Below are 26392 nucleotides of genomic sequence, written 5' to 3' on the forward strand. Positions count from 1 at the left end.
AAATAATAAAAAATTAAACTATATTAGAGTAATATCTATCATTAGCTTTTACTGCATGGGAACATTTAGCTTATACCTCATGAGTATTGGAAAAAATGATGACATTAAAGATTGGAGTGTCCTAATATCTTCATTAGTTTTATTATTAATATACTTTTATTTTATCTCTACATTAGAAACACCAAAGAGATAAAAATTTATTATGATTATGTTAACATACTACGTAGCTGTATTTTTTGGTTTTTGTACCTTATTCATAGGGAGAAACCTAAAAAAACAATCATCTTCAGATAGATTTTATAATGTAAAAAGAACATCTGCTATTTTATTCTTTTACTTCATTGCGATATACAGCGGCATCAATCTAACCGTAGAAAAAACATTAAGTACTGAAAATACTATATTTCATTTTATATCAATATTTATGATGTTTTTATTTGTTTTCTTTATCTGGCGATTTGAAGCAATACAGAAGCATAAATAACTGAAAGTACATTGCTTTCAGTTATTTATGACTAAATTTCAATCCCAGAGAAAAATTAGAGATACAAACCCGAGGTCGTTTTTCATGAAGAAATATTTTTTATTTTTTAGCATTCTTTTTACTGGGCACTTAAACGCAGCCCCAACTAGTAAGCATCCAATGGATATTTATGCTTCGAGTGTCCAAAAATCTATTCAAAGCCGATTCTATGATATTGACCTATACAAAGGAAAAAAATGCAAAATTAAGGTCACTCTCGATGACGATGGAAAATTAATTTCAGCTATTGTCCATGATAAAAAGAGTAACAATGACAAAAAACTTTGTATCCGAGGTATAGAGCTAATTGAAAACACTCAATTTCTGCCTACCCCAGAAGATAACTTAACGTCGAATAAAAATGTGTTTTTTATTCTCCTTCGACTATAAAAATTATGAGGTTGAGTAGGATATTGGTAGCACGACCTTAACTACTGTCAAAATATCCGCTCATCTATCATCATTAATAATTACTTAGGTTTTCGCAAATCAAAAATAATGAAAAAATCGACAATTCAGGAATTCCAAACATAAAAAAAGACGCCCTATGCGTCTGATTTTTGGTGCGAAGGCCGGACTCGCTTTTAATATGCAATACATTGTTTTTGTTTGATATAAATTTAAAGATAATTTTTTGTATACTTAAATGTATACTCAGTGGTTTGAGGTTTGAAAATTTGATAAGCAACTAACATCTAGTAACTTCAGATCAAATCTGAAGTTACATAAATTATTTCTTCCCTGCAACCGACATCTTCGCCAACTCTGGATTATTGGCCAGAAAGATCGATAGCGGTAATTCGACTTTGCGTCCATTCTGATCTTCCACCGCTTTAACCACTTCAAATTCAGCAACATCTTCACACGGAATTTCCAATCCTGCAAACGTGGCACGCGTTGCGCTAGAATCGCCAAAAGGTTCAACTTCCAGTATCGTATCCCCTAATACCTTTCCTTGCCCATCCTTCATTCTCAAGGTTATCTCAAGCGCACCAAATTCAGCATGGTCTAAAACCATATGGCTACCGCCGTTATCGAGAGTAAACGAGTAACCACAATAACCTCTGTTAATAAAATTTGAGCTTGTATGTGTAATACTTGCGTAGCGTTGTTCATTTGCATATGCAAATGAACCCAACACCAACATACTCAGAACGAATAGGATATTTATCTTTTTCATCATATATTCCTCATGAACAAATTCATTTAGTTGAATTAAAAGACCACTCCCTTCGGAAGTGGTCTAAGCTTGACGATGAAAGAATGAAGACAATGAACATATATCCACATTTATCGATTTTGTTTCTCTCGCTTCATTTCTTCTAATGTCTCTTTTTGAATACGTCCATATTTTTGAATATCCTCATAAGCTTTCATGTTAAACTGTAAACCGCCTTGCGTTCTATCCTTCTCTTTCCAACGCGGGCGATTTTTACCCGAAAGTTCTTTCTTCTGGCTCCAATAACCGATAGGGTACTGTGCCACGATAGTTCCACCAACACCAATATCGACGGTAGAGTATTGACCATTATTAATGGTTCCTTTTTGGATGTAAGCGTTAGGGCTACATGTGCCGGTATCTCGCTGCTGCCAAAAACCGTCAGTTCTTGCCACGATATAAAAATCACCGAACGCACAACCCGAAGCGGATTTACGGTTCAGCACAGCAACATAATGTTTGGTTGAACCCACTATTTTGCAGGTGCTGTTTTGGCTGCCACACACTTGCCACAACGTTTTACCGCCGTCACCTTTGTATTCCCAAATCGTATCTTTAGGTGGTTTGCTGGCAGCAAAGGCTTGTGAAGCGATAAGACATAATGATGCAGAGGTAATAAGGGCTAAATATTTTTTCATTGAAAATTCCTTTCAATATTATTAGATACGTCAATATTGACGCAAGATAAGCACGCCTTAATGGGTGCTCAGTTTTCTCTGGTGTGGCGTATTAAGTGGTCAGTTCATGAATGACTGAATGTTTCTTTACCGTGAAATTGCAGTCTCTCCTTAATCTCACTGGAGGTATTCTTTTGATTTTGAATCGGTGTTACCCATTCAAAATTACAATCGCGGCACATCCAACCCTCTCCCCATGCAATGATGTCTTGTTCAGAAGAACAGTGAGGGCAATGTGTTGGTTGCGATGCTAATGGGGGTAATAACGTCATAGTCGGCTCCTTTCTTTGTGTGATGGAAGAGAGGTAAGTACTTGTGATATCAATCGAAAATGCGGTAAGGCTGCAATAAAACTGTTTTGTTGTGACAGTTGCGTTACTGCGTGTTTAGGTGTGAAGGGGGTATTGAGCGGTTGAACTTGCTGGATATCCTCTAACAACAAGACATGCACTTGCTGGTGGTATTCCGCCAATAAATACCACTGGCCTTCACGGTAAATCAGTTGATAAGGTTGTAGTGGATTGAAGCGACGCTCAGGCGTAAGTAAGCTAATAGATTGCTTACTGGTAATGGCATACACCAATTGATAGAAATGGTCGGCATGCAAAGCCGAAATCGTATGGGCATGATGCCAAATCAAACAAGGTGCATGGGGCTGCTGGGTTAACAGCAATCCTAACAAGCGACTATCTAACCCCGGAAACAGCCGAGTCATTCCAATCTGTTTCACAAAGGTAAGAACATCTTTGTCTCGGTAAGCTTTTAGCGTATTGATGGGTAAGCGATAACAACCTTGCCGACCTTCTACACCCAGATAAGCCAAGCGTTCACGTAAATCCCGTTGTAACGTGCGTTCAGAAACATTGAACTCTTGGGCTAAATGCGAGAGCACAAGGCTTTCTCCTGCCATTAAGCGGGCAATCAGCGCAGAGAGTCGTACAGCCATGCGGTCATATTTTCGGTTGGTCTGAAACATAACGGATTGCTCTCAATAACAGACGTTAGGAAATGAAGAAGTGAGGAAGTTTAACTTAGGGGATTGACAGGTTATGTCTGTTGGTAAAAATTCTCATTGGGCTTTTTAATGAAAAACCACTATAAGTAATTTATTGATAAATAAAGTTATGCTGTTTATTTAAACGATAAGAAAGCAACGCGTAACGACACAACCTGTCAGGGCGGGAAAATTAGTTGGGCTGGCGGGGGGCGAGTTGGTTAAATAAGGTATCCGCCATCACCCACAGGGCTTTATTGAGTTTGATATCACCATCAATCCCATTCACCGAACGAGTACGAGCGCGTTTACCTTTTACAGTTCTGCCTGATAATCCCCCTTTAATCAGGTTTTCTTGTAGACGTTGGTACACCGTCCAGAGGTCTTCTTTTTTGTCTTCAAAGCGTCGAGGCTGTAGAACTTGCTCTCGTGTGACGGGCTGGAACTCTTCACCAAAGCGGTAGGTCAATGCCGCTTCCGCAAAGGCGTGCTGGACGGGTGAAGATAACAATAACGACTGCATACTTTCGCGTTTTTCAGCCACGTGCTCAAACGTATCGAGTACCTCATACGCCCCTTCAATCACTTTCCCCACGACATCCCCTTTATGAGGTACACGCACTTCACCTAATACATCACCACACACCAAACCGTTAGAACACACAGCTCTAAAGAGTCCCGGCAACATTTGGTAGCTGCTCGAACCGTCATGGCTATTGAGCAAAATAATTTCAGGGACTTGTACGCCCGTGATTTGGTCATGTCTCCGAAGTCGTAACATGTGCTTTGTATGCTCTCGGCGGCTGATATCACGCACCCGAGTCTGGCAGGCAAAGAACGGATAGAAGCCTTCTTTTTGCAGGCTGTCTAACAAGGTAATGGTGGGAATGTAAGTATAACGTTCACTGCGAGAATCGTGTTTTCCTTCAGAAAATACACTCGGCACAGTACGGAATAATTCTTCGATGGTCAGTGGACGTTCACGACGGATACTATTTGCTGAACCAAAACGCGAAGCTAATAAACTCATGGTAGACTCCAGATTAATCAATTAAGTGGAAAATGGCAGCTGATTCGGGATGTTGTGAAGCGTAGTCACGCAGCTGATAAAAGCGGTCGCACATGACTTCGCTTTCAGTTTGGAATGACCAGATGCTGTACAAGATAAGGCATACGGCAATCCCTGCCGCTTCTTGGCTCACGGTGGCTTCATTGCCGTTATGCATGTTGAATAAAGTTAGTGGGTCTTCTGAAATATCCGGATAGATAAAGGCTCCACCATTGGATAGCGTGCAATATTCCCAGTAACCGCCATGATACTCATCGCAGAATTGGCCCATCGTGGTGAAGATCACTACTTCAAAGGTGGCCCAGCCTTTTACTGCACCAAAATGATTGAACCAAAAATCAAGGCGTTGTTCATCGGGAACGAGTGTCATTGTGATAGCAGATTCAATTGTGTTACTCATAAGTTGATACTCCAATAAAAAGAAATAAAAAAGCGCCAACCCCGTTAAGGAGCGGCGCTTGATGTCATCAATGTTGTGTTAATTTAAGAAGTTAAAAGAACAGGCTCCACAGGGATTTAGCGACGGAGACGATGCTGTTTTTGACGGTGCTGATCGTATGTTTTATCAATGGGGGTAATGGAATGATATCGACTATGGTATCGATGATATCACTGACACATTGCCCAAAATCGTTACGTGCAGAATTTTCCAAAGATTGCGTTCGGTAAGCGCTGTTCAGTTGCCTAGCTACCCCGCTACTGGCTTGCGCCGGTAACGCCTGTATTAATTGCTCAGCTAACTCAGTGAGTTGATAGTTTTCGACAGCAGAAACCGTCATCACCGGATGATGCGGCTTGAATGCTGTTATCACGGCTTGCTGCTTCAATTCTAAGTTAGCCACTTGTTCAAGGGATGGCTGGTTGTTGTGTTCATCCCACTGGCGACACGGCTCTATTTTGTCGGCTTGGTTCAGCACAAATAGAAAGCGGCTTGGTTGATAACCACATTGCTCAGTGAGAAAGCGATAACACTGTTCATCAGAAGACCATGCTCTATCATCCGCCTTGAGTACCCAAATGATTAAATCCAGTTCTGGTAATAAGTTATGATAGAGCTGGTGGTATTCTCTATCTCGCTCAAGGCTTTCCCCTACGCCGGGTAAATCAACAAAGGTGAGTGTATGGTTGTTCATCGTCATACTGAAGCGTTGGGCTTGGCGTGTGCAGCCTGAAACATCATTCACAGGTGATAGTGAGGATTGGAATAGTGCGTTGATAAGACTGGATTTTCCGGCTCCAGTTTTACCCATCAGACCGATGGTGGGGGAGTAGTTGATTAGGTGGTTGAGTTGGTTGAAAAATCGGTTTTTAAATGAAGCAGGAAAGGCTGAAATAACCCTTCCTAATTCAGGATATTGGTTCATATTACTTCCTTGAAAAATCATTGTTACTATTCAAGTTAATAATATATATCTGAGATTTATTTAACTCTCTTTTTTGGTAAGAAGAACAAACTCTTCTAATGGCTCTAAAGGCAAATCAATTTGGTTAATCATAGCCTCAATAATTTCGTTAATATTTTTATTATGCTTTTTAGCTATTTTTTTTAGTTTCAACATTGATGATTTTGAAATATACGTATTCAGTACAGTTTTATCTTTAACTCCATCACGATACTTCTTTTGGCTCCACGCCTTCCTTGTTTGAGATAAAAAAAGTTTGACTTTTTCTACACTTGAAATAATAGCCCAATAATCAAAACATGAATAAATTGTTTTCCATTTCTGATTTTCAATAAGTAAATTAACATCATCATCAGAAGAAATATTTTCACGGATCATTCTCTCAGCGATCCATTTTAATGCTTCAGTCCTTCTTGGTAAAAATGAAAAAGGCTCTGGGTATTCTTTAAAAACAGATAAAGCCTCATCTCTCATAAAAAAAACCACCTTATTAAAATCTTTAGGATTTACAAATAAAACCACAAAGTCCAAAAAACAAACAATATAATGAAAAGGGATATCCCTACCCATTACAGGAATCAAATTCAATGGTGAGTAATTATACACCCCAGTCATAATTGATTTGTAATCATTTTCTATAAGGTGTTTATTATACGACTTCATGAGAAAGTTCAAGATAACAAAGGATATTCTATCATTCGTTAAAAAAGACAATTGTTCTATTGGAATAATCTTTTGCTCTATCTTTCTTAAATAATAATCAACATTTTTAAATACATGCCCGACATGCTGATTTAACTCACTAAATAATACATTCACATTCTTATTCTTTGCTTCGGATGTCATTTTATAAAGCTCATTAAGTGACAGTGTTTTTTCTGAAAGCATACAGAATAGGACTGCATAATATTGCCTACACTCCAAATAATTATCATTTACATCTATACTTATCATTCACTCTCTCCACGTAGTATTTTTTGCATATATCTACGTTGTATTTTACGTAGTATTTTAAGTGTTACTTTACTACATGAAAACCCGACTTTATGTGTTAAAACTCACGATAACTGTACAAATTATTATTAGAATGAAGACTAATCTTTAGATAAGTTAATATCAGAGTTGATTCCCCTCAAAAAGAAGCCGCTCATCGTTGTTCAAAAACGCGCTGTCACGGGCATTGTTGATGAGATAGAGAAAAGCTTTGCCGTGTTGGTATAGTATTATTTTAATAACGACAATTTTCATCATAACTATACCTAAAAGATGGAATATTACCCTGTCACTGATTCACCTATCCATATATTCATCATCTTGGGTAAATGATGAATGCCTATTTTTAACAACACCCATTCTAGATATGAAATAAAATCACTAAAGGACTAAATCATGTCTAGCTATACCTACAATGAAGACTATACTCGCAAGATAGACCGCACTATCCGTAAATCACTATTAACCTGTAATCGTATTACAGCTATCCGAGTTGACTTACGCTTCCCATCAGAAAATATATTTCATATTAGCGATTCTAGAGTTATCACACGATTCTTTGAATCCTTAAAAGCCAAAATAGATGCAGATCTAAAACGTAAAAATAAAGCATGGAAACGCAACCATTCATGCCCCTTGTTTTATGTGTGGGTCAGGGAGTTTGGTGAGATAAACAACAAAAAACATTACCATGTTCTTTTGCTGTTAAATAAAGATGTTTATTGGGGGTTGGGAGATTTTGTTAAAACTGAAGGAACACTCTATGTATTAATACAGCAAGCATGGTGTAGTGCTATTGGTGTTAACTACCCTGCGGAGCGTTATTTAGTTCATATCCCAGATAATGCAATTACTTGGCTAGATAACAATAATGCCAACAATGCAAGTACGATGTTCGAATTAAACCAGCGCTGTCGTTACTTAGCCAAAGAGCATACGAAATATTATGGTGATGGCGATCGTTCATTTGGATGTAGCCGCTAATCTACCAATAAAAAACATGAGGGGGATATCTTTTGGAAGAGAGATATCCCTAAACATTCATCGATATCCCTTCTGCCTTTTAATTTTAAAGACAGGAGTTCAATAATGAACACACAAGCAATCCCCTTATTGGATGACCAATTTGTTGATATGAAATTTATTACCCGTTTAACGGGGTTAACGGATAAGTGGTTTTATAAGCTGATCCAAGATGGTGAGTTTCCTAAGCCTATCAAACTAGGCCGTAGCTCACGTTGGCTGAAGAGCGAAGTGGAGTCATGGCTAAGCGCACGTATTGAACAGTCTAGAGGATAGGCCTCGCCCCAATATGTTAAGCCACTAAGCTCACTTAGCGCAGCCTACCTAATTTGTCATCTTACTACGTTACATTGCACCTAACACCATTAAACACTCTTTAGAAAAACGTTACTAAAATACGCTGACGAATGTTCACACAAACGAGGATAGAAAACTCTAATTTGGTATGTCTCAATTAATGGGGAGTGGACATTTCGTTAGATAAGCTCGGATTAGAGCGAATTTATGCACAAGCGAAACGCTGGCAAGGCGCAGTCGGTCGCCCTGATTTACAAGCGTTCTATGGCGCTCTTGCGGGACAGAAAGCCAAGCGAGGTATTTTTAGGGCTCACGCAATTGATTTTGCTAAGTCTGTTGAAGGGCTGATACTTATTGATGGTAACCGCTTAGTCAATTTAATGATGGATAACGAGATAGGCGTAAACTCACAAGCCATTAAGTTACCGAAGCTGGATATAGATTATTTTGACTAATCATCTATCTTTATCATCATAACTCCACGTTATTAATTCTACTTGACTATAGATTTTTATGATGTGGATATCTTACCGCCATTTATTAGGTATTTGAAAATTTCATAAACAACAACGAACAGATATTTCGAAATGAATTGGGCTAAAGAATTTTGTAAAGTCGGAGATAAGTTAAAATCTAAATATAGATACAGATACAGATACAGATACAGATACAGATACAGATACAGATACAGATAACAATAAATATATAATGTTAGAATTCATATTCTAATATCTATGTATATAAAACATACTAAAAGAACTAATGACACTATTTCGAAATAGTTGATATCTAGACGATATCATATTTGGAGAAGATTATTACTCAGAGTAATACATCTTTTAAGGTCCCAAAAGCAACCCACAAAGGTAGACTGAAAAAAAATTATACAACCGACAGCTCCTATCTCTTGATAAGATAATACAGGGTAAAACACCAAGACTTCGTTCGATAACATGATTGATAGGTAATATTCTAGATAAATATAATTATAAACACCTTTATTACTCTAGATTAAAGATAAAAATCAATTTTGAAATCACCATTTATTTATGGTGATTTCAAAAATATTATTTTTTTATTTTTCTAAGTTCTTTATTCGCATTAATTAATGTAGTTGTCGTTTCTTTTCTTTCAAATAATTTTCGGTCATTAAATAACTCTTCTGGTTCTTTAGCGTAATGACTAACTAATGTTTCTTTTATAAAATTTAAAATTCTTATAAATTCAACATGAAGAAAATCATCATTTTTTAACAAAATTTTCTCTATTTGCTCACTGGCCTTATTCATTTTTTTATCAATTGGAATTTTATTGAATCCGAGTTTATCAAGATCCTTGACATCACAATTTCTAAGTTTAAAAAGCATCATAATATGCCATCTAGCTCGTCTAAATTTTCTCCCTTCTTCATGATTCTGAACAAAACGTTCAACTTTATACCAACATAATCCACTTACATAGTATACATTTAGAAATGATAAGTGCTTTTCATTTTCAAATAACAGACCACTTGTACTTTTTTCAACTTTCCCATATTGACCTGATACTTCATGTGGTAAGTTAAAAAATAATGCTGAAACACATTTTATTTGAATTGGTATATTTATTATCTTTGTTTTAGGAATATCATCTCCCCTATATTGCTCTGTTCTTCTTTCGTAATATATAGAAAAACGATTTGACTCCTGTTTAATAGAATAATATCTCTCTATAGCTTTTTGAAAATTTGATAAAGCCATTAACTGAGCTTGTGTTAATGAAGTTTGGCTGTTTGTTCCTTTGATTATAGAGTTTTTAGTCTCCTCATCTTCTGTAGCTATAAACCGGACAGGTATAAAGATATTTTTTCTATCGCCTAAGTTATCAATCAGCTCAAATATAACATTACTTGTCTGGCATCCATTAACAATTTGATAATTAACAAGAGTTAATTCTTCTGAGTTTAATTTAGCCTCATCGCAAATAACTGTAATTCCATTATTCAATAAACCAAAAAGATGATAGTTGCAACCTTCAAGTTGCTCTTTCATTCCTAAGTTTACATTATTTTTATCATTAGCACCTAGATAATACCTTATATTATCATCAAATATACCTTTTTTAATTACTCTTTTATTTCCTCCTATATCGTCAGATATCATTTCTATTAATTGTTCTATTTTAATTAGTCCAAAGTATGCATTCTGTATTTTATTTTCAGGATGTTTAGGATAAGATACTGGTGTTTTTGAAATATTAATCACTATTTCTCTTTGTGAACTTGATTTTTTTTCAAGCTCCATAATCTGTTTTATACCAAAAAAATCAATAGATATTTCTTCATTAAATAAGTTTAGATTTTTAATGTTGGACTTGGATAAATCCAAATCTGCTTTTAAATGAATATCCTCTTCAAATTTAGGCTCTGATGGTGCTAAAGAAGCATATATTAAGTTTAATTTTGGAGTGCTTTTAAATTTATTTCCTTGCTTATATATATGCTTTGCTATCTCCCAAAATTCTGATAACTCGGGAATTAAACAGCTATCCCTATCAAAACTAAAAAACTTAATTACTGCATTAAAAAAATCATTCATATCTTGTCGTATAAATGACTCTGTAGTTTTAGCCTGAGTAAAATAAAAATTAACATCAAAACGCTTTAGATCGGAAATTATCAAATCAACGTCTTCTATACTAGTAACAAGTTTATCTGCTACAAAAATAGCAACACCATCAATACCAATAGCAGTTCCCGTTTCCATATCTTGATAAGATGCTGTTGTATCATTTGTATATATTTCAAGAACTAAAGAATTTAAAAACATTTCAAAAACTAAGTGTTGATCAAAAGAGTACGGTTCCTCGATCTCATTTTCTCTTATAAATTCATATACATAGGAACTAATAATAGGATGATTTATTTTTGTTATATTAGACATAAAGTAACCTTTCATTAAATAATTTAACTCTGTATTATATAGCTAAATAAGTATATCCACACTTATTTTTACAGATGCTATCTAGAATAATATTAACCATCTTATTTAGAAAAATAACCATCAAATAAGATACAATATCTCGAAAAATTTATATCATCAGAATAATAAACTAGAATGGTCATGATAGGGTGTTTAATCAAATATTGTCACTCGGATTTTGAATTAAATTAATTATTTTAAACACGGATTTATAATCACCTTATCAATGATATAATCTACAATTTTTATGCCTACTGAAAAAATAACAGGTAAGACGACAAATGAAAAATCACAATAGGCCACTTGAGAAATTAATATCGCCTATTCTTCGTATCTAAAAATAATCACCTCCCTAAATTCATCCATATAGTCTACATCGCACTACATCATTCATCTGCCCACCTATCTATCGTGCACTTTTTTAAACTAAACTCCATTCAACCAACAGTTAGTCATTTGATAATTTATACTTAATGACATAGAAATACTGCAATAACGAAGATTACCTTTTTAACAATTGACTAGTTAAAAAATATATACTAAGAATCATAATAGTATTTTTCGATTAGTAGTATCCTGATTCATACAAATACTTCACTACATCATACTAAACATTGGTATCTCAAATTTACCTTGATATGCTTGAATTTTTTATCTAATCCGATAACAATTACCATAAATTTCGCGAATAGGTTTTATCTCACGATTACCTAGAGACATAAACATTCATAAAAGGAGCCATGATGGCTGTTAGTATTGCTGAATATTTGGGACAAAGAACCGATGTTAAGGAATCTATCATACCCATAGCTAAAGATACTGAAGCACAGTGCCCTTTTATGGATCGTACGTGCGATAAAGTTAGTAAGAAAAACCATCCTGTATGTAGTGTTCGTAAACCTGATAATACAATTTGGATAGTCTGCGAACATAGGCTTTGCTCTACTCGTCAAAAAAAAGATATAAGTATAGAAGGACGAATACAAAAAGTAGACAACATTTTAGTTGAACATCAAATAGATATTTTACGCAAAGTTGCAAAACTAATATACCAAGATCCAAAACTGCGTGATTCTGAAATTGGTGTAAAAAGAGAAGTTAATATTCCTCTACCTGATTCAGGAAATAGCTATCACGCAGACTATGTAATGAGAAATTTCTCAGGGAGAGGGAAGGTAGATGAAGTACTCTTAGAAATGCAAGGTGGGGGGGAAACGAGTAGTACCGGGGCCATAACTCGACATATTACAGCTTGGTCCGCTTTAGAAACTCCAACAAATGAATTTCTAAGGCAGCGTGTTGCTGCAAACCCTATAGAAACTAATGCATGGAGACGTCAACAAGAACAGTTTCTTGTAAAAGGAAATGTTGTTGATCAAACTGGAGGAAAAATCGTTTTTGCTGTAGGTACTCTATTATACGACTATCTACATAAACGATTCAAAAATGCTAACTTAAGAGACCTTAAAGCTCATAACTGGACACTATGTATATTAGCTTTTAAAGAGGATACAGACCAAGCCCCTAAACCTGGTCCTATCCCATTAACCATTGATAAAACTAAAACTTTATTTACTAATTACTCAACATTTGTTCGTTTTTTAACAGATCAAGGAGCCCCTCGCCCTGAGCTATTTGAGGGAGAGTTTTTGTGTTTGGATAATAACACAATCACAGTTGACCCCAATTTAGAACTTACTGATCTACAAGAATAATCCTTTTTCCAATCCATTCTACGATAGGGACCGCTACCGCGTTCCCTATTGCTCTGAATCTATTAGAGTCCAATTCCTTGGAAAACCTTGAAGAGTCTCGTATTCTGAAGGGAGCATGCGGCGTACATACAGCGTCAGAGCTTCCTCTTGAGTCAAGGGTGTACGTTTCTCCATCATTTCTAAATCCTTTAGCTTGTGGCCCGGCTGTTGCTTTCCTTCCGATACTTGCATGCTGGATAGAATAGCAATCTGCTTTTGATACGCTTGTAACAATGGCTCGGGCAGGATTTGTCCTCTCTCCTTGGCCCTGTTTATCAACGATTCTAGTTGTTCCTTGCTCAAAAAGGACTCTAGAGGAGCGCATGTCTCCAAGACTTCCGATAATATACACTCGTCTTCTTCGCTGTGGTGTTCCAAAGTATTTTGCGTCCAATACTCTCCACGAAATGCCATACCCGAGTTCGACCAATGTATCGATGACAATTCTGAAGTCTTGTCCATTGTGGCTATTAAGGAGTCCGGGAACATTTTCAATAATAAGCCACTCAGGTTTTCTTTCTTCGATGAGTTTTGCATAAGTATAAAATAAGCCACTTCTGGCTCCCTCCAATCCTTTTCTTTTTCCTTGATTTGCAGAAGAGACATCCTGACAAGGAAATCCGCCACACCATACATTACTATCAGGAATGTCATTCGCTTTTAAATTAGTAATATCGGTATACAATGGAATATCAGGCCAATTTTTATTCAGTACTGATTGACAGAATTTATTGATTTCACATTGAAAAACAACATTCATTCCAGATCTTTCAAGTCCTAAATCGAATCCACCTATTCCCGCAAAAAAAGAGGAAACTTTATATTCCTTTAGTGGTTTCATATTCATATTAGTTTGTTCATTTTAAATTATTTAAAAGATCCTAGCGTAAAATGAAGCGTATGGCCACACTTTTCTTTTTTAGTGGTCAACAAATTTACAATTGATACATGGCAGTCATCAAAGTACTGTATTTAAACACAGTGCAAATATTGATTGCAAGTGCTTCAACTAGGTAGACTAGCTAACGTTTTAGTTTCACTTTAGTCAGAAACTTAGTAACAATATAAAGTCATCGACCAAACCCAAACGCCCCCACATGTCCTTCCCTATTCGCATCCAGATAATCAGCCCACCATTGCACCATCAGCCGCCGTTCCTCAATATGCTCTGCCTTATGGATATAAGCCGCGCGCACTGAGTTACGTTCTTGGTGGCTCATCTGCCTTTCTACTGCATCTTTCGACCATAGCCCTGACTCAATCAACGAGCTACACGCCATCGTTCTAAAACCATGCCCACACACTTCCGTCTTAGTGTCGTAGCCCATCACACGTAATGCGTTGTTTACCGTGTTTTCACTCATGGGTTTTCTAGGGTTATGGTCACCGATAAAGATCAGCTCATGATTACCGCTGAATTGATAGATCTGTTTTAAGATCTCAATAGCTTGTCGGCTTAAAGGAACTAAGTGAGGAGTTCGCATCTTTGATCCGCGATGGGAGTGTTTAACGCCTTCTATCGCTTCGCGTTCAGCAGGGATCGTCCACATTGCATTATCAAAATCAATTTCATCCCAACGGGCGAAACGTAGCTCACTAGAACGAATAAAAACTAATAGAGTAAGTTTAACGGCAAGTTTAGTTAAAGGTCTTCCCTTATAATCATCGATACGTTGTAAGAACTCGGGTAGACGTTTAAGCTCTAAAGCGGCTCTGTGGACTCGTTTACCTGTCGCAACTGCACCAGCCATATCCTGTGCTGGGTTATAGTCAATTAAACCGCTTTGTACGGCATAACGCATAATAGCTGTCACACGTTGCTGTAAACGTGCAGCGACCTCAAGACGTCCAGACATCTCTACCGCTTTAATAGGTTCGAGTAGATCACGAGTTTTTAGTTCGGCAATATTACGTTTACCAATAGCAGCAAAGATATTGTCTTCAAGGCTTTTGAGGACTCGATGACTATGGACTTCTGACCACTTTTTATTGGTTGCGTGCCAATCGCGAGCTACCTTCTCAAAGGTATTAAATTCCTTTTGCTGTTCTTCCTTTAATTCTTTCTTGAGCTCACGAGGATCGATACCTAAAGCAACTTGCTTTCTGGCAGCGTCCCTTCTTTCTCTTGCATCCGCTAAGGAGATTTCAGGGTATACACCGAAAGCCATCAAATGTTGTTTACCGCCAAAGCGAAAACGGAAACGCCAATATTTAGAGCCATTGGGGTGAATATAAAGAAACAAGCCATCACTATCTGTCAGTGTATAAGCTTTCTCGTCTGGTTTAGCTGCACGAACTTTCGTATCGGTTAATGCCATATTCTTTGTCCTCTTCACCCCAGAGTGAGTATATAAACGAGATATCTCAGATTACTGTTGATGATTTCAAGTTACATAGCCAACTAAGTGTCTACGCCACAGGCTGCGCCTGCATTGCTTTAGCATCGGTAATTCGAGATACAATGAGTATACAAACATTATCGAAGCGAAGATATACTCAGATGTATACTCACTCGGAGGTTGATGTGGGTTGAGTTAAGTTGACATGCATTGACTGAAAACGCGGGGAAAGCCTTGCAAACACTGGATTTTAGATACAAAAAAAGACGTCGGTTGACGTCTTTTGATGTTCTTATGGTGCCGAAGGCCGGACTCGAACCGGCACACCCGAAGGCGGTTGATTTTGAATCAACTGCGTCTACCAATTCCGCCACTCCGGCACGAAGTGATGTGTTTTTTGGAAAACGCTGTCATTATACTTGCCTGATGACGACTAGCAACAGTTATCTTGAAGAATCAGAGCGTTCGATTAAAAAAAAAGCATATCCACAATCATCGCTGCCACTATTTTCTCAATAAAATACAAAATCCCCTGTTATGTTCAGCAGCCTTTGCATATCTATGCTAATTTTCCTATAACTATTTTAATCGCCTTCCCCCTTGGGTGACTGGCGGCTCGCGGTTATTTTTGTTAGTTTATCCGCTTTCTTATCTGAAATTAAAAAGGCACTAAATATGGGTTTTGTCGGATGGATCGCCACAGGTGTGGTTATTGGCATCTTAATTGGTGTCATTATGAAAATATTCTCAAAGAAAAAATAATTTTTGGCTGGAAAGCCCTTTATAAACAACCATATCGGCTGGCTTCTAATATGAAGAAATCGTTTTTAAAAATTTTGTCGGTAACCGCACTTTCCGCGGCTTTAATGGCATGTTCGTCAACGACAGATAGACAACCTCAAAACTCACAAAGTGGAATGCTAGCTAGCAACTCCGAGTGGCAAATCTTTGAAGGTGATAAAAGGACTTATGAACGCGTCGCAAAAATTGTCGATATGTATGCCAATCGAATTTATAAAGAAAGTGATGCACGGGGAATGGCCATTATTGTTATCGATAATAACCAAACCTTATCCCGTTACTATGGGGAAACCGCGCCGGGTAATGGCCAAAAACCGGGGCCGAACTCGTTAATTCGTATCGCATCGGTGAGCAAATTAATGACGAGCGAAATCTTGATTAAGTTGGAACAAGATAAGAAATTAGCCATCACCGATACACTTCAGCAATATAGCTATAATGGCGTTAAAGTCCCCGATAATAATAGTGGTCAAGCTATCCGCCTATATCATTTAGCGAGTCATACCAGTGGGTTACCTCGCGAACAACCGGGAGGAAAATGGGGGCGCCCCGTCTTTATTTGGCCAACCCAAGACAACCGCTGGGCATGGCTGAAAACCGGCAAGCTGGATGCGACTCCAGGTACTGAAGCCGCTTACTCTAACTTAGCTTACGACCTACTGGCTGATGCGATGGTGAAAGCCACGGGGCAGTCATATCCCCAGTTGTTCAGCAAGTATGTCACGTCTCCGGCTAAAATGACCGAGACCACCTACACACCGAGTAAAGCCCAATGTGCTCGCTTGATGGAAGGCACTAAACCAAGCCCATGCCATAATACTCTTGCAGCCGCAGGAAGTGGCGGCGTCTATTCCACACCAGCGGATATGCAAAAATGGATGCAACAATTTTTATCTACGGATAATAATCTGCGCAAAGCTACCGCTGCCCGTGAGCAAGGGATCTTTTTCCCACGTGAAAAATTGTTAGACGTCAAAGGGATGGATGTGGCTGGCTATGCCGATGGAATCGGACTTGGCTGGGTGTATATGAAACCGAAAAATGGCATTCCGGGGATCTACCAAAAAACCGGTGGCGGCGGCGGATTTAATACCTATATGGCGATGATCCCACAACAAAATATCGCGGTGTTTGTGGTGATGACTCGTAAAGAAAGCAGTAAATTTAGTAAGTTAACTGCCGGTGTTAATGATATGGTCGCTTCGTTATCCTCTAATCATGCGTATGGAAAAAATTGAAAGGGTACCGCCGACGCGATTAACGCACTGGCGAACTATACTCCGACAATAAAAACAGGATTCATACACTTAGTAACGCTGTTTGTGACCGTTTCAGCTTAAGCTGAACGTATACAAACAAAAAAGCCATTGTGCTTTCACACAATGGCTTTCTTTATTCCTGAGATTAAACTTTTATTTGCGCTTAACCAGCAAGAAGATACTCACACCAAGGAATAATACGCTCGGCAATGCGGCTGCAATGACTGGCGGGATGGAATACACTAAACTCCAATTACCAAACCCTTGGTTTAGGATATAGAACAAGAATCCGCCTACAATCCCAGAAACCACACGAACCCCCATAGGTACTGTGCGCAATGGGCCAAAGATAAAGGAAACCGCCATCAGCATCATGACTGCCGCAGACAGTGGTGCCAAGATTTTTTGCCACATACTCAGTTGGTATACGGAGGCCAGCTGTCCGCTCTCTTTCAAATACGTAATGTATTGATAAAGCCCACGAATAGACAGTGAATCTGCATGCAATGAAACAATACCGAGTTTCTCTGGCGTCAGATTAGTTTGCCACTCATAAGTTAAACGCTGAGAACCGGTAATTTTTTGCTGACTACTTAAAATCGATTCGTCAACTTGGGATAACACCCACAGCTTTTTGTTCGCATCATAGGTACCCCGAGCAGCAAACATAACTGATTTTAATTTACGTTGATCATCAAAGCGGTAGATTGAAACATCTTGAATATTGTTCGCGTCTTTAATGCTCTGAATGTAGATAAAATCATGTGCATCTTTCGCCCACATACCGGAATCAGTCGCAACTAACGAGTTACCCACAATTTTTTCAGCGCGGTAATTTCGCGCCCATTGGTCGCCGGCTGGTGCAACCCATTCACCGATAAGCATCGCAACAATCACTAACGGAATTGCCGTTTTCATCACAGACATGGCAATCTGCAAACGGGTAAATCCTGAAGCTTGCATTACCACCAGTTCACTACGGGATGCGAGCGCTCCTAGCCCCAACAAAGAGCCAAGTAATGCCGCCATTGGGAAAAAGATATCAATATCCTTTGGCACTGTTAGTAAGGTGAAAACTCCCGCACTCATTGCAGTGTAGTCACCATCCCCGACCTTGCGAAGCTGCTCAACAAACTTGATGATCCCTGACAAAGAAACCAGCAAAAATAGCGCCATTAAAATCGAATTGAGGATAGTTCGACCAATATACCTGTCTAAAACACCAAACATTAGGCAATCCCTCTCGTCAATTTAGCTCGCACTCGACGCATGGGTACTGTGTCCCAGATATTCAGCACAATGGCTAGTGCCAAATAGCCGAGGTTGACCGCCCACATAGCATATTTAGGGTCGATATCACCCTTATCGGCACTATTTCGTAACGTACTTTGTAATAAGAAGAAAATGAGATATAGCAACATGGCTGGGATCATGCTCAATACACGACCTTGACGCGGGTTCACTTCACTAAGAGGAACCACCATCAACGCCATCACCACAACTGAGAACACAATCGTTAAACGCCAATGGAATTCTGCGTTTATCTCTGGGTCATTACCATTCCAGAGCTGCATCATGGTTTTTTGTTCCACTTTATCTGTACGTACTTCCGTGGTTCGATGATCGACGACGGCTTGGTAATTCATGAAATCAGTAATACGGAAGTCCCGCAACAGCGCAGTGCCTTCATAACGTGTTCCCTGATCTAGAACGACAACTTGGCGACCATTGGCATCTTCTTTCATGTAACCACTATCGGCGACCACTACCGATGGACGCTGCTCATTCGCTGTGCGTAACTGAGCCAAAAATACATTTTTAAAATCGTTGCCTTTCACTTCGCCGATATACAACACAAAGTTGTTATCTTTGGTGGTTTTAAATTGCCCTTCCACCATCGCAGCCAATCCTGGATTGGCTTTCGCATCACCTAATACTTGCTCTTTGTATTGGGACGACCACGGTAACATCCACGTAATGTTGGCGATAGCAACCAATGCGGTTAATACAGCGAGTACCAATGCCGCTTTGACGAGGACATTTTTGCCGAGACCACAAGCATGCATCACGGTAATTTCACTTTCAGTGTACAGCTTGCTGTAAGTCATCAGTAGCCCAAGAAATAGGCTCAACGGCAGGATGAGCTGCGCCATTTCAGGCACACCCAATCCCAACAAAGGGAGGACTAAATTTGAAGGAATATTTCCCTGAACAGCAGCACCTAAAATGTCGATGGACATCTGACTAAAAAAGATCAGCAATAGGACAAAAAGTATCGCTAACTGACTTTTCAGGGTTTCCCGTACCAAATATCGAATAATGATCACGCTTATTACGCCTGTGAAAACTTGTCTTTTGGGAAGAAAATGGCTAAGTTCGTTCTATGACAGCCATTTACTAACATATACTCTGGTTTATTGTTTGGCTAGAATGATATAAAAGCATTATCTATACTGATTACAATATCAGAACATGCTTAATATAAGCGAACTAGATATTCGCTCAGTTTAACACAAAGAGTTCATTCTCTATGAGCCAGATCATGCGAAAAGCTAATTTTAGCCGGAGCATCGACCTTTGTCTTTAAGATTCAGGAGAACGCATGGAGTTTAGTGTAAAAAGTGGTAGCCCGGAAAAACAACGCAGTGCATGCATTGTTGTCGGAGTCTTTGAACCACGCCGTCTGTCCCCAATTGCTGAACAGTTGGACAAAATCAGTGACGGATATATCAGCGCCCTGCTGCGCCGCGGAGAACTTGAAGGTAAAGTAGGACAGTCCCTGCTACTCCATCATGTACCGAATGTTCTTTCTGAACGCATCTTACTCATCGGCTGCGGTAAAGAACGTGAGCTGGATGAGCGTCAATTTAAACAAATCATTCAGAAAACCATCAGTACTCTGAATGAAACTGGCTCAATGGAAGCCGTTTGTTTCTTGACTGAGCTGCATGTTAAAGGTCGCAATAACTACTGGAAAGTTCGTCAAGCTGTTGAGACAGCAAAAGAATCTTTATATGTCTTTGACCAACTGAAAAGTAACAAAACCGAACACCGTCGCCCACTGCGTAAATTGGTCTTTAATGTACCAACACGCCGTGAACTGACTAGCGGTGAGCGTGCGATTGCCCACGGTCTCGCTATTGCTTCTGGCGTAAAAGCGGCTAAAGATTTGGGTAATATGCCACCTAATATCTGTAATGCAGGCTATTTAGCGTCCCAAGCTCGCCAATTAGCCGATTTCCCAGATAGCCGACTCACCACCCGTGTCATTGGTGAAGAGCAAATGAAAGAGCTGGGAATGAACGCTTACTTAGCGGTTGGTCAAGGTTCTCAAAACGAATCTCTGATGTCTATCATGGAATACAAAGGCAACCCAGATCCAGAATCCAAGCCAATTGTGCTGGTCGGGAAAGGGTTAACTTTCGATTCCGGTGGTATTTCAATCAAACCTGCTGATGGCATGGATGAGATGAAATATGACATGTGTGGCGCGGCAACCGTGTATGGTGTGATGCGTTTTATCACTGAATTACAGCTGCCAATTAATGTGGTGGGTGTATTAGCTGGCTGTGAAAACATGCCGGGTGGGCACGCTTATCGCCCTGGTGATATCCTCACTACCATGTCAGGACAAACCGTTGAAGTACTTAATACTGATGCGGAAGGTCGTTTAGTTCTGTGTGATGCGCTAACTTATGTGGAGCGTTTTGAACCAGAGCTGGTCATTGACATTGCCACCTTAACAGGCGCATGTGTGATTGCATTAGGTAGTCATTACACTGGGTTGATGTCAAACCATAACCCATTGGCCCATGAGTTATTAAATGCTTCTGAGCAAGCGGGTGACCGCGCATGGCGTTTACCACTGGCTGATGAGTATTTTGACCAAATCACGCCTAATTTTGCTGATTTAGCCAATACAGGCGGCCGCCCAGCGGGTGCAATTACCGCAGGCTGCTTCCTTTCTCGCTTTGCGACAAAATATAACTGGGCACACCTTGATATCGCAGGAACAGCTTGGCGTTCTGGCGCAGCAAAAGGTGCAACAGGCCGTCCAGTTTCTATGCTAGCGCAGTTCTTATTGAACCGTGCTGGTTTAAATGGCGACGAGTAATTTCGATTACGATTGAATAATCGCTATTGCGTAAGTTGTTATTATAATATCCCGATGAGCACACTCTGCGATTCGGGATATTGTTTTTAAGCAACAAGCAGTTAGGTATCACTCACCACTCCATTTTGAGGCTGTGGTAAAAACGAGTATAATTCAGCGCAGATTTAATGTTGCTTTAGGCCAGCGAAAGAACACAACCAACACCCCTGCAAATTGATGGGTAGCAACTCGCGCTATACCTTAGGTAATTCAGTTTGTAGGTAGGCGGCAAGTAATTGAGACCTTGGGAGCATACATAAGTATGTGACCGAGGCGAAAGAGCGTAGCCAACACCCCTACAAATTGAAGTATGACGGGTATATGAAAAAAGGTACATTTTACCAACTACAACAGCCCTCCCCACAAGCTGAATATGAAGCCCACGAATGGCTGGCTTGTGAGCTTGCGGCACAAATGTGGCGTAATGGGAAGCGAGTTTTAATTGCGTGCGAAACTCAGCAACAAGCTGAAAAAATTGATGAGGCGCTTTGGCAGCGGGATCCTCATCAATTTGTACCCCACAATTTGGCGGGGGAAGGTCCCCGTTATGGGGCGCCGATTGAAATTTGTTGGCCGAATAAAAGAGGCAATACGCCTCGAGATATCCTAATTAATTTACAAAGCCAGTTCGCAGATTTTGCAACAGCTTTCCATGAAGTGGTAGACTTCGTGCCTATCGATGAAACTTTAAAACAGTTGGCGCGTGAGCGGTATAAAATTTACCGTAGCGTCGGCTTCAATTTGACTATGGCGACGCCGCCAGCTTACTGAATACAAAGATAAAATGGAAAAGAAACCAGAGAACGCAATGATCGAGCCATCCCTCGACAAAACTTATAACCCAGCGGAAATCGAACAGTCCCTGTATACCCATTGGGAAAAAAGTGGCTATTTCCGCCCAAACGGTGATACCTCAAAAGAGAGTTTCTGCGTCGTGATCCCACCACCGAACGTCACCGGTAGCCTGCACATGGGTCACGCATTCCAACAAACCATTATGGATACCATGATCCGTTACCAGCGTATGCAAGGGAAAAATACCCTGTGGCAAACCGGTACCGACCATGCGGGTATCGCAACACAAATGGTAGTTGAGCGTAAAATTGCTGCGGAAGAAGGCAAAAATCGCCATGACTATGGCCGTGATGCGTTCATCGACAAAATCTGGGAATGGAAAGCCGAATCTGGCGGTACTATCTCTCAACAAATGCGCCGTTTAGGCGATTCCGTTGATTGGGAGCGCGAGCGTTTTACGATGGACGAAGGTCTGTCTAAAGCGGTAAAAGAAGCGTTCGTTCGCATGTACAAAGAAAACTTAATTTATCGTGGTAAGCGTCTAGTTAACTGGGATCCTAAACTTCACACCGCAATTTCCGATCTGGAAGTTGAAAACCGAGAAGTTAAAGGTTCCATGTGGCACCTGCGCTACCCACTGGCTGATGGCGCAAAAACCGCTGAAGGCAAAGATTATTTAGTGGTCGCGACGACTCGTCCAGAAACCATGTTGGGCGATACCGGTGTTGCTGTTAACCCTGAAGATCCACGCTATAAAGATTTAATTGGTAAAGAAATTATTCTGCCAATCGTCAACCGCCGCATCCCAATTGTGGGCGACGAGCACGCTGACATGGAAAAAGGCACCGGTTGTGTAAAAATCACACCTGCGCACGATTTCAACGACTATGAAGTGGGTAAACGTCACCAACTGACCATGATCAACATGATGGATCTGGACGGTAATGTACGTAATGAAGCGGAAGTTTTCGACACTAACGGCAATCCGTGCACCGCATACAGCTGTGAAATCCCTGAAGCCTATCGTGGTATGGAGCGCTTTGCTGCACGTAAAGCCATCGTTGCTGAATTTGAGCAATTAGGCTTACTGGTCGAAGTCAAACCTCATGATTTAACCGTGCCTTACGGTGATCGTGGTGGCGTGGTTATCGAGCCAATGCTAACTGACCAGTGGTACGTGCGTACCGCACCTTTAGCGAAAGACGCTATCAAAGCCGTTGAAGATGGCCGTATCCAATTTGTTCCACGCCAATACGAAAACATGTATTTCTCTTGGATGCGTGATATCCAAGACTGGTGTATTTCTCGTCAATTATGGTGGGGTCACCGCATCCCAGCTTGGTATGACGAAAAAGGCAATGTTTACGTTGGTCGTGATGAAGACGAAGTTCGCCGCGAAAATAACCTGAGCGCGGATGTTGCTCTGCGCCAAGATGACGACGTTCTCGATACATGGTTCTCTTCCGGTCTATGGACATTTTCAACCTTAGGCTGGCCAGACAATACCGAAGCCCTGAAAACTTTCCATCCAACGGATGTATTAGTCAGCGGGTTCGATATCATTTTCTTCTGGATTGCCCGTATGATCATGATGACCATGCATTTCATCAAAGATGAAAACGGCGAGCCACAAGTTCCGTTTAAAACCGTGTATATGACCGGCCTTATCCGCGATGAAGAAGGCCAGAAAATGTCTAAATCCAAAGGGAACGTTATCGACCCATTGGATATGATTGACGGTATCTCTTTAGAAGCCTTACTGGAAAAACGTACTGGTAACATGATGCAGCCACAACTGGCTGAGAAAATTGCTAAACGTACTCGTAAAGAGTATCCAGACGGTATCGAAGCACACGGTACTGACGCCCTGCGCTTTACTTTAGCCGCGCTGGCCTCAACCGGTCGTGACATTAACTGGGATATGAAACGTCTGTCCGGCTACCGCAATTTCTGTAATAAATTATGGAATGCGAGCCGCTTTGTTCTGATGAACACCGAAGGTCAAGATTGCGGTCAAAATGGCGGCGAAATGAGCTTCTCTCTGGCTGATCGCTGGATCATGGCACAATTCAACCATACCGTAAAAGTGTACCGTGAAGCATTGGACTCCCATCGTTACGATATCGCTGCTGGTATTCTGTATGATTTCACTTGGAATGAATTCTGTGACTGGTATTTAGAGCTGTCAAAACCTGCAGTTCATAAAGGTAACGAAGCCCAAGTTCGTGCGGCACGTTTCACCCTGATTGAAGTGCTGGAAGGCTTACTGCGTTTGGCTCATCCAATCATTCCATTTATCACCGAGACCATCTGGCAGCGTGTGAAAGTGGTGAAAGGGATTGATGCGGACACTATTATGCTGCAACCATTCCCAGAGTTTGATGCAGCGAAAGTCGATGAGCTGGCACTGAGCGATTTAGAGTGGATCAAAGAAACCATCATCGCAGTACGTAATATTCGTGCAGAAATGAATATCGCACCGGGTAAACCGCTGGATGTGATGCTGCGTGGCGCGTCTGCCGATGCGGCTCGTCGCGTGGCAGAAAACGAAAACTTTATCCGTTCTATGGCACGTTTAGCGAGTATCCGCGTTCTGGCTGAAGGTGAAGAAGCGCCTGTCTCTGTGACCAAATTGGTTGCTGGTGCTGAAGTGCTGATCCCAATGGCGGGTCTGGTTGATAAAGATGCTGAGCTAGCTCGTTTAGATAAAGAGCTGGAAAAAGTGATAAAAGAGATTGATACCATCGAAAGCAAATTAGCAAACGAAGGCTTTGTCAGCCGTGCTCCTGCTGCCGTGGTTGAGAAAGAACGTGAGCGTTTAGCGGAAAATATTGAAGCGAAAGCCAAAATTGAAGCGCAAAAAGTCACCATTGCTTCTCTGTAATTAGTCAGTTTTATCTCTCGAGCCCTAGCGTATTATTGATGCGTTAGGGCTTTTTTGTATTCGGACATTGAAAACTTTCAAACAGTACTCAATATCATAATCATTGCAGCTAACAATATTGCGATACGAAACATAATGAATATAAATAAAAAAGAGATGTCTCTATGACAACAAACACAACACCACCTGTTCAAGTTCGCCCTATTGAAGCCAAAGATAATTCAGGAATTGCCGCGGTGATCCGCGAAGTTTCCGCCGAACACGGTCTGACCGCAGATAAAGGCTACGCAGTTGCCGACCCGATTTTAGATACGTTGTTTGAGGTTTATAACCAACCCCGCAGCGCGTATTGGGTCGTGGAAATGGAAGGTAAAATCGTTGGCGGCGGCGGTATCTCACAACTTGCAGGTGGCGATAACCAAACGGCTGAGCTCCAGAAAATGTATCTTTCGTCCGTATTACGCGGCAAAGGGCTGGCAAAAAAAATCGTATTGATGTCGCTGGAATTTGCTAAACAGCAAGGCTATACCCGCTGCTATCTAGAAACCACCAAAGAGCTACAAGCGGCAATTAAGCTATATGAAAAATTAGGCTTTGAATTTATCGATGAGCCATTGGGTAATACGGGCCATAGCGATTGCGAAATACGCATGCTGAAAATACTTTAATTCCCAAAAAGCAAAAAGGATAGCCTTGGCTATCCTTTTTTCGTTTGATGCATACACATCAATTAGTGAACGCGTTTCTCAGACTCATCATCTCCGTCTTCGTCATCGCCTTCATCATCACCATACTCATCGTCTTGCGCATCTGGATCTTCAAAATAGGTGCCCCAACCATCGTAGTTCACACCCATTTTTTCAGCCAGCTTCATCAGCTGTTCAACTTGTGCATCAATCAGCTCAGCATTTAATGCGCTTTCACTGATAACGTCACAACACAGCAGAGTTTCACCAGTTTCAATTTCCAGCTCTTCTGCATCAGTGACTTCATAGCCCAGCTTAAATGCTTCAACCGCTGCTTTTTCTAACAGCTCAAATTTTTCTGCAGAGAAGTGATGTTCAATCGCATACAGTGCATCAGGATCACTACCATCTTCCAGTAATTCTTCAATAATCAGGCGAGTCTCTTCATACTGCGCATCAACTTCAGCTTTATCTACCATCTCCACACCCCTTATTCCACGGTCTCTAATCTGTGTGCCATTCTCCCATAGGGTTGCAAGTGAAACCATACCTAACGAAATAAT

General features: G+C 40.3%; 23 protein-coding genes, 1 tRNA gene and 1 pseudogene. 10 read left to right on the forward strand and 15 right to left on the reverse strand.

Annotated features, from left to right (window positions below):
* The first annotated feature begins 568 nt into the window (after positions 1-568).
* Positions 569-913, forward strand: coding sequence for a cell envelope integrity TolA family protein (locus PROVRUST_RS08850; protein ID WP_112837397.1), 345 nt, complete (start codon positions 569-571; stop codon positions 911-913).
* A gap of 340 nt (positions 914-1253) precedes the next feature.
* On the opposite strand, the gene PROVRUST_RS08855 is transcribed toward PROVRUST_RS08850, so the two are convergent.
* The 8 genes from PROVRUST_RS08855 to PROVRUST_RS08890 form a co-directional block, all read right to left on the reverse strand.
* Entirely contained in the window at positions 1254-1703 is a 450-nt protein-coding gene (locus tag PROVRUST_RS08855) for an IrmA family protein (protein WP_039854830.1), read from the reverse strand.
* A gap of 110 nt (positions 1704-1813) precedes the next feature.
* Positions 1814-2380 (reverse strand): hypothetical protein, encoded by a 567-nt coding sequence (locus PROVRUST_RS08860; RefSeq protein WP_006814444.1) that lies wholly within the window; start codon positions 2378-2380, stop codon positions 1814-1816.
* A 104-nt stretch (positions 2381-2484) separates the two neighbouring features.
* Positions 2485-2691 carry a hypothetical protein gene (locus PROVRUST_RS20520; protein WP_006814445.1) on the reverse strand — a complete coding sequence of 69 codons (207 nt, stop codon included), beginning with the start codon at positions 2689-2691 and terminating at the stop codon, positions 2485-2487.
* Positions 2688-3395 (reverse strand): helix-turn-helix transcriptional regulator, encoded by a 708-nt coding sequence (locus PROVRUST_RS08870; RefSeq protein ID WP_006814446.1) that lies wholly within the window; start codon positions 3393-3395, stop codon positions 2688-2690. The genes PROVRUST_RS20520 and PROVRUST_RS08870 overlap by 4 nt, the downstream gene beginning before the upstream one ends.
* Positions 3396-3606: 211 nt before the next feature.
* Entirely contained in the window at positions 3607-4443 is an 837-nt protein-coding gene (locus PROVRUST_RS08875) for a DUF932 domain-containing protein (protein WP_039854832.1), read from the reverse strand.
* A 13-nt stretch (positions 4444-4456) separates the two neighbouring features.
* Positions 4457-4882, reverse strand: coding sequence for an antirestriction protein (locus tag PROVRUST_RS08880; RefSeq protein ID WP_006814448.1), 426 nt, complete (start codon positions 4880-4882; stop codon positions 4457-4459).
* A 91-nt stretch (positions 4883-4973) separates the two neighbouring features.
* Positions 4974-5846, reverse strand: coding sequence for a GTPase family protein (locus PROVRUST_RS08885; RefSeq protein ID WP_039854833.1), 873 nt, complete (start codon positions 5844-5846; stop codon positions 4974-4976).
* Positions 5847-5906: 60 nt separating this feature from the next.
* Positions 5907-6839 (reverse strand): hypothetical protein, encoded by a 933-nt coding sequence (locus tag PROVRUST_RS08890; protein WP_006814450.1) that lies wholly within the window; start codon positions 6837-6839, stop codon positions 5907-5909.
* Positions 6840-7274: 435 nt separating this feature from the next.
* Between PROVRUST_RS08890 and PROVRUST_RS08895 the strand changes: the two genes are divergently transcribed.
* The 3 genes and pseudogenes from PROVRUST_RS08895 to PROVRUST_RS08905 all read left to right on the forward strand — a co-directional run.
* Positions 7275-7862 (forward strand): inovirus Gp2 family protein, encoded by a 588-nt coding sequence (locus PROVRUST_RS08895; RefSeq protein ID WP_006814452.1) that lies wholly within the window; start codon positions 7275-7277, stop codon positions 7860-7862.
* Positions 7863-7967: 105 nt separating this feature from the next.
* Complete coding sequence (locus PROVRUST_RS08900; RefSeq protein ID WP_006814453.1) at positions 7968-8177, forward strand: helix-turn-helix transcriptional regulator; 210 nt, start codon at positions 7968-7970, stop codon at positions 8175-8177.
* Between the two features lie 185 nt (positions 8178-8362).
* Positions 8363-8653 (forward strand): annotated as a pseudogene (locus tag PROVRUST_RS08905) (restriction endonuclease); the annotation flags it as partial.
* Between the two features lie 612 nt (positions 8654-9265).
* On the opposite strand, the gene PROVRUST_RS08910 reads toward PROVRUST_RS08905, so the two are convergent.
* Positions 9266-11119 carry an AIPR family protein gene (locus tag PROVRUST_RS08910; protein ID WP_237612782.1) on the reverse strand — a complete coding sequence of 618 codons (1854 nt, stop codon included), beginning with the start codon at positions 11117-11119 and terminating at the stop codon, positions 9266-9268.
* Positions 11120-11901: 782 nt separating this feature from the next.
* Here PROVRUST_RS08910 and PROVRUST_RS08915 point away from each other — a divergent pair.
* Complete coding sequence (locus PROVRUST_RS08915; RefSeq protein WP_004246175.1) at positions 11902-12873, forward strand: NotI family restriction endonuclease; 972 nt, start codon at positions 11902-11904, stop codon at positions 12871-12873.
* On the opposite strand, the gene PROVRUST_RS08920 is transcribed toward PROVRUST_RS08915, so the two are convergent.
* The 3 genes from PROVRUST_RS08920 to PROVRUST_RS08930 all read right to left on the reverse strand — a co-directional run bounded on the left by PROVRUST_RS08920 (position 12854) and on the right by PROVRUST_RS08930 (position 15631).
* The gene (locus PROVRUST_RS08920) at positions 12854-13759 is read right to left on the reverse strand and encodes a DNA cytosine methyltransferase (RefSeq protein WP_004246176.1); all 906 of its coding nucleotides are present in this window, start codon (positions 13757-13759) and stop codon (positions 12854-12856) included. The genes PROVRUST_RS08915 and PROVRUST_RS08920 overlap by 20 nt on opposite strands.
* A gap of 223 nt (positions 13760-13982) precedes the next feature.
* Positions 13983-15230, reverse strand: coding sequence for a tyrosine-type recombinase/integrase (locus PROVRUST_RS08925; RefSeq protein WP_006814456.1), 1248 nt, complete (start codon positions 15228-15230; stop codon positions 13983-13985).
* A gap of 316 nt (positions 15231-15546) precedes the next feature.
* Positions 15547-15631, reverse strand: a tRNA-Leu gene (locus PROVRUST_RS08930).
* Positions 15632-16063: 432 nt separating this feature from the next.
* Between PROVRUST_RS08930 and ampH the strand changes: the two genes are divergently transcribed.
* Positions 16064-17290, forward strand: coding sequence for a D-alanyl-D-alanine-carboxypeptidase/endopeptidase AmpH (gene ampH / locus PROVRUST_RS08935; protein ID WP_039854982.1), 1227 nt, complete (start codon positions 16064-16066; stop codon positions 17288-17290).
* A 174-nt stretch (positions 17291-17464) separates the two neighbouring features.
* On the opposite strand, the gene lptG is transcribed toward ampH, so the two are convergent.
* Both lptG and lptF read right to left on the reverse strand, forming a co-directional pair.
* Positions 17465-18541 carry an LPS export ABC transporter permease LptG gene (lptG, locus tag PROVRUST_RS08940; RefSeq protein ID WP_006814459.1) on the reverse strand — a complete coding sequence of 359 codons (1077 nt, stop codon included), beginning with the start codon at positions 18539-18541 and terminating at the stop codon, positions 17465-17467.
* Complete coding sequence (gene lptF, locus PROVRUST_RS08945; protein ID WP_006814461.1) at positions 18541-19638, reverse strand: LPS export ABC transporter permease LptF; 1098 nt, start codon at positions 19636-19638, stop codon at positions 18541-18543. The genes lptG and lptF overlap by 1 nt, the downstream gene beginning before the upstream one ends.
* A gap of 275 nt (positions 19639-19913) precedes the next feature.
* Here lptF and pepA point away from each other — a divergent pair, with 275 nt between their 5' ends.
* The 4 genes from pepA (at position 19914) to PROVRUST_RS08965 (ending at position 25811) form a co-directional block, all read left to right on the forward strand.
* Positions 19914-21425 carry a leucyl aminopeptidase gene (gene pepA / locus PROVRUST_RS08950; RefSeq protein ID WP_006814462.1) on the forward strand — a complete coding sequence of 504 codons (1512 nt, stop codon included), beginning with the start codon at positions 19914-19916 and terminating at the stop codon, positions 21423-21425.
* A 360-nt stretch (positions 21426-21785) separates the two neighbouring features.
* The gene (locus tag PROVRUST_RS08955) at positions 21786-22235 is read left to right on the forward strand and encodes a DNA polymerase III subunit chi (protein WP_039854984.1); all 450 of its coding nucleotides are present in this window, start codon (positions 21786-21788) and stop codon (positions 22233-22235) included.
* 37 nt (positions 22236-22272) lie between these two features.
* The gene (locus PROVRUST_RS08960) at positions 22273-25143 is read left to right on the forward strand and encodes a valine--tRNA ligase (protein ID WP_172459995.1); all 2871 of its coding nucleotides are present in this window, start codon (positions 22273-22275) and stop codon (positions 25141-25143) included.
* A 164-nt stretch (positions 25144-25307) separates the two neighbouring features.
* Positions 25308-25811: a GNAT family N-acetyltransferase gene (locus PROVRUST_RS08965; protein ID WP_006814467.1), complete on the forward strand. Its 504-nt coding sequence runs from the start codon at positions 25308-25310 to the stop codon at positions 25809-25811.
* A gap of 62 nt (positions 25812-25873) precedes the next feature.
* Here PROVRUST_RS08965 and rraB read toward each other — a convergent pair whose 3' ends face one another.
* A complete protein-coding gene (rraB, locus tag PROVRUST_RS08970) occupies positions 25874-26308 on the reverse strand; it encodes a ribonuclease E inhibitor RraB (RefSeq protein ID WP_039854835.1) in 435 nt (144 codons plus the stop codon).
* Positions 26309-26392 lie beyond the last annotated feature (84 nt).

Origin of the sequence: Providencia rustigianii DSM 4541, assembly GCF_000156395.1 — a bacterium.
Taxonomy (GTDB): domain Bacteria; phylum Pseudomonadota; class Gammaproteobacteria; order Enterobacterales; family Enterobacteriaceae; genus Providencia; species Providencia rustigianii.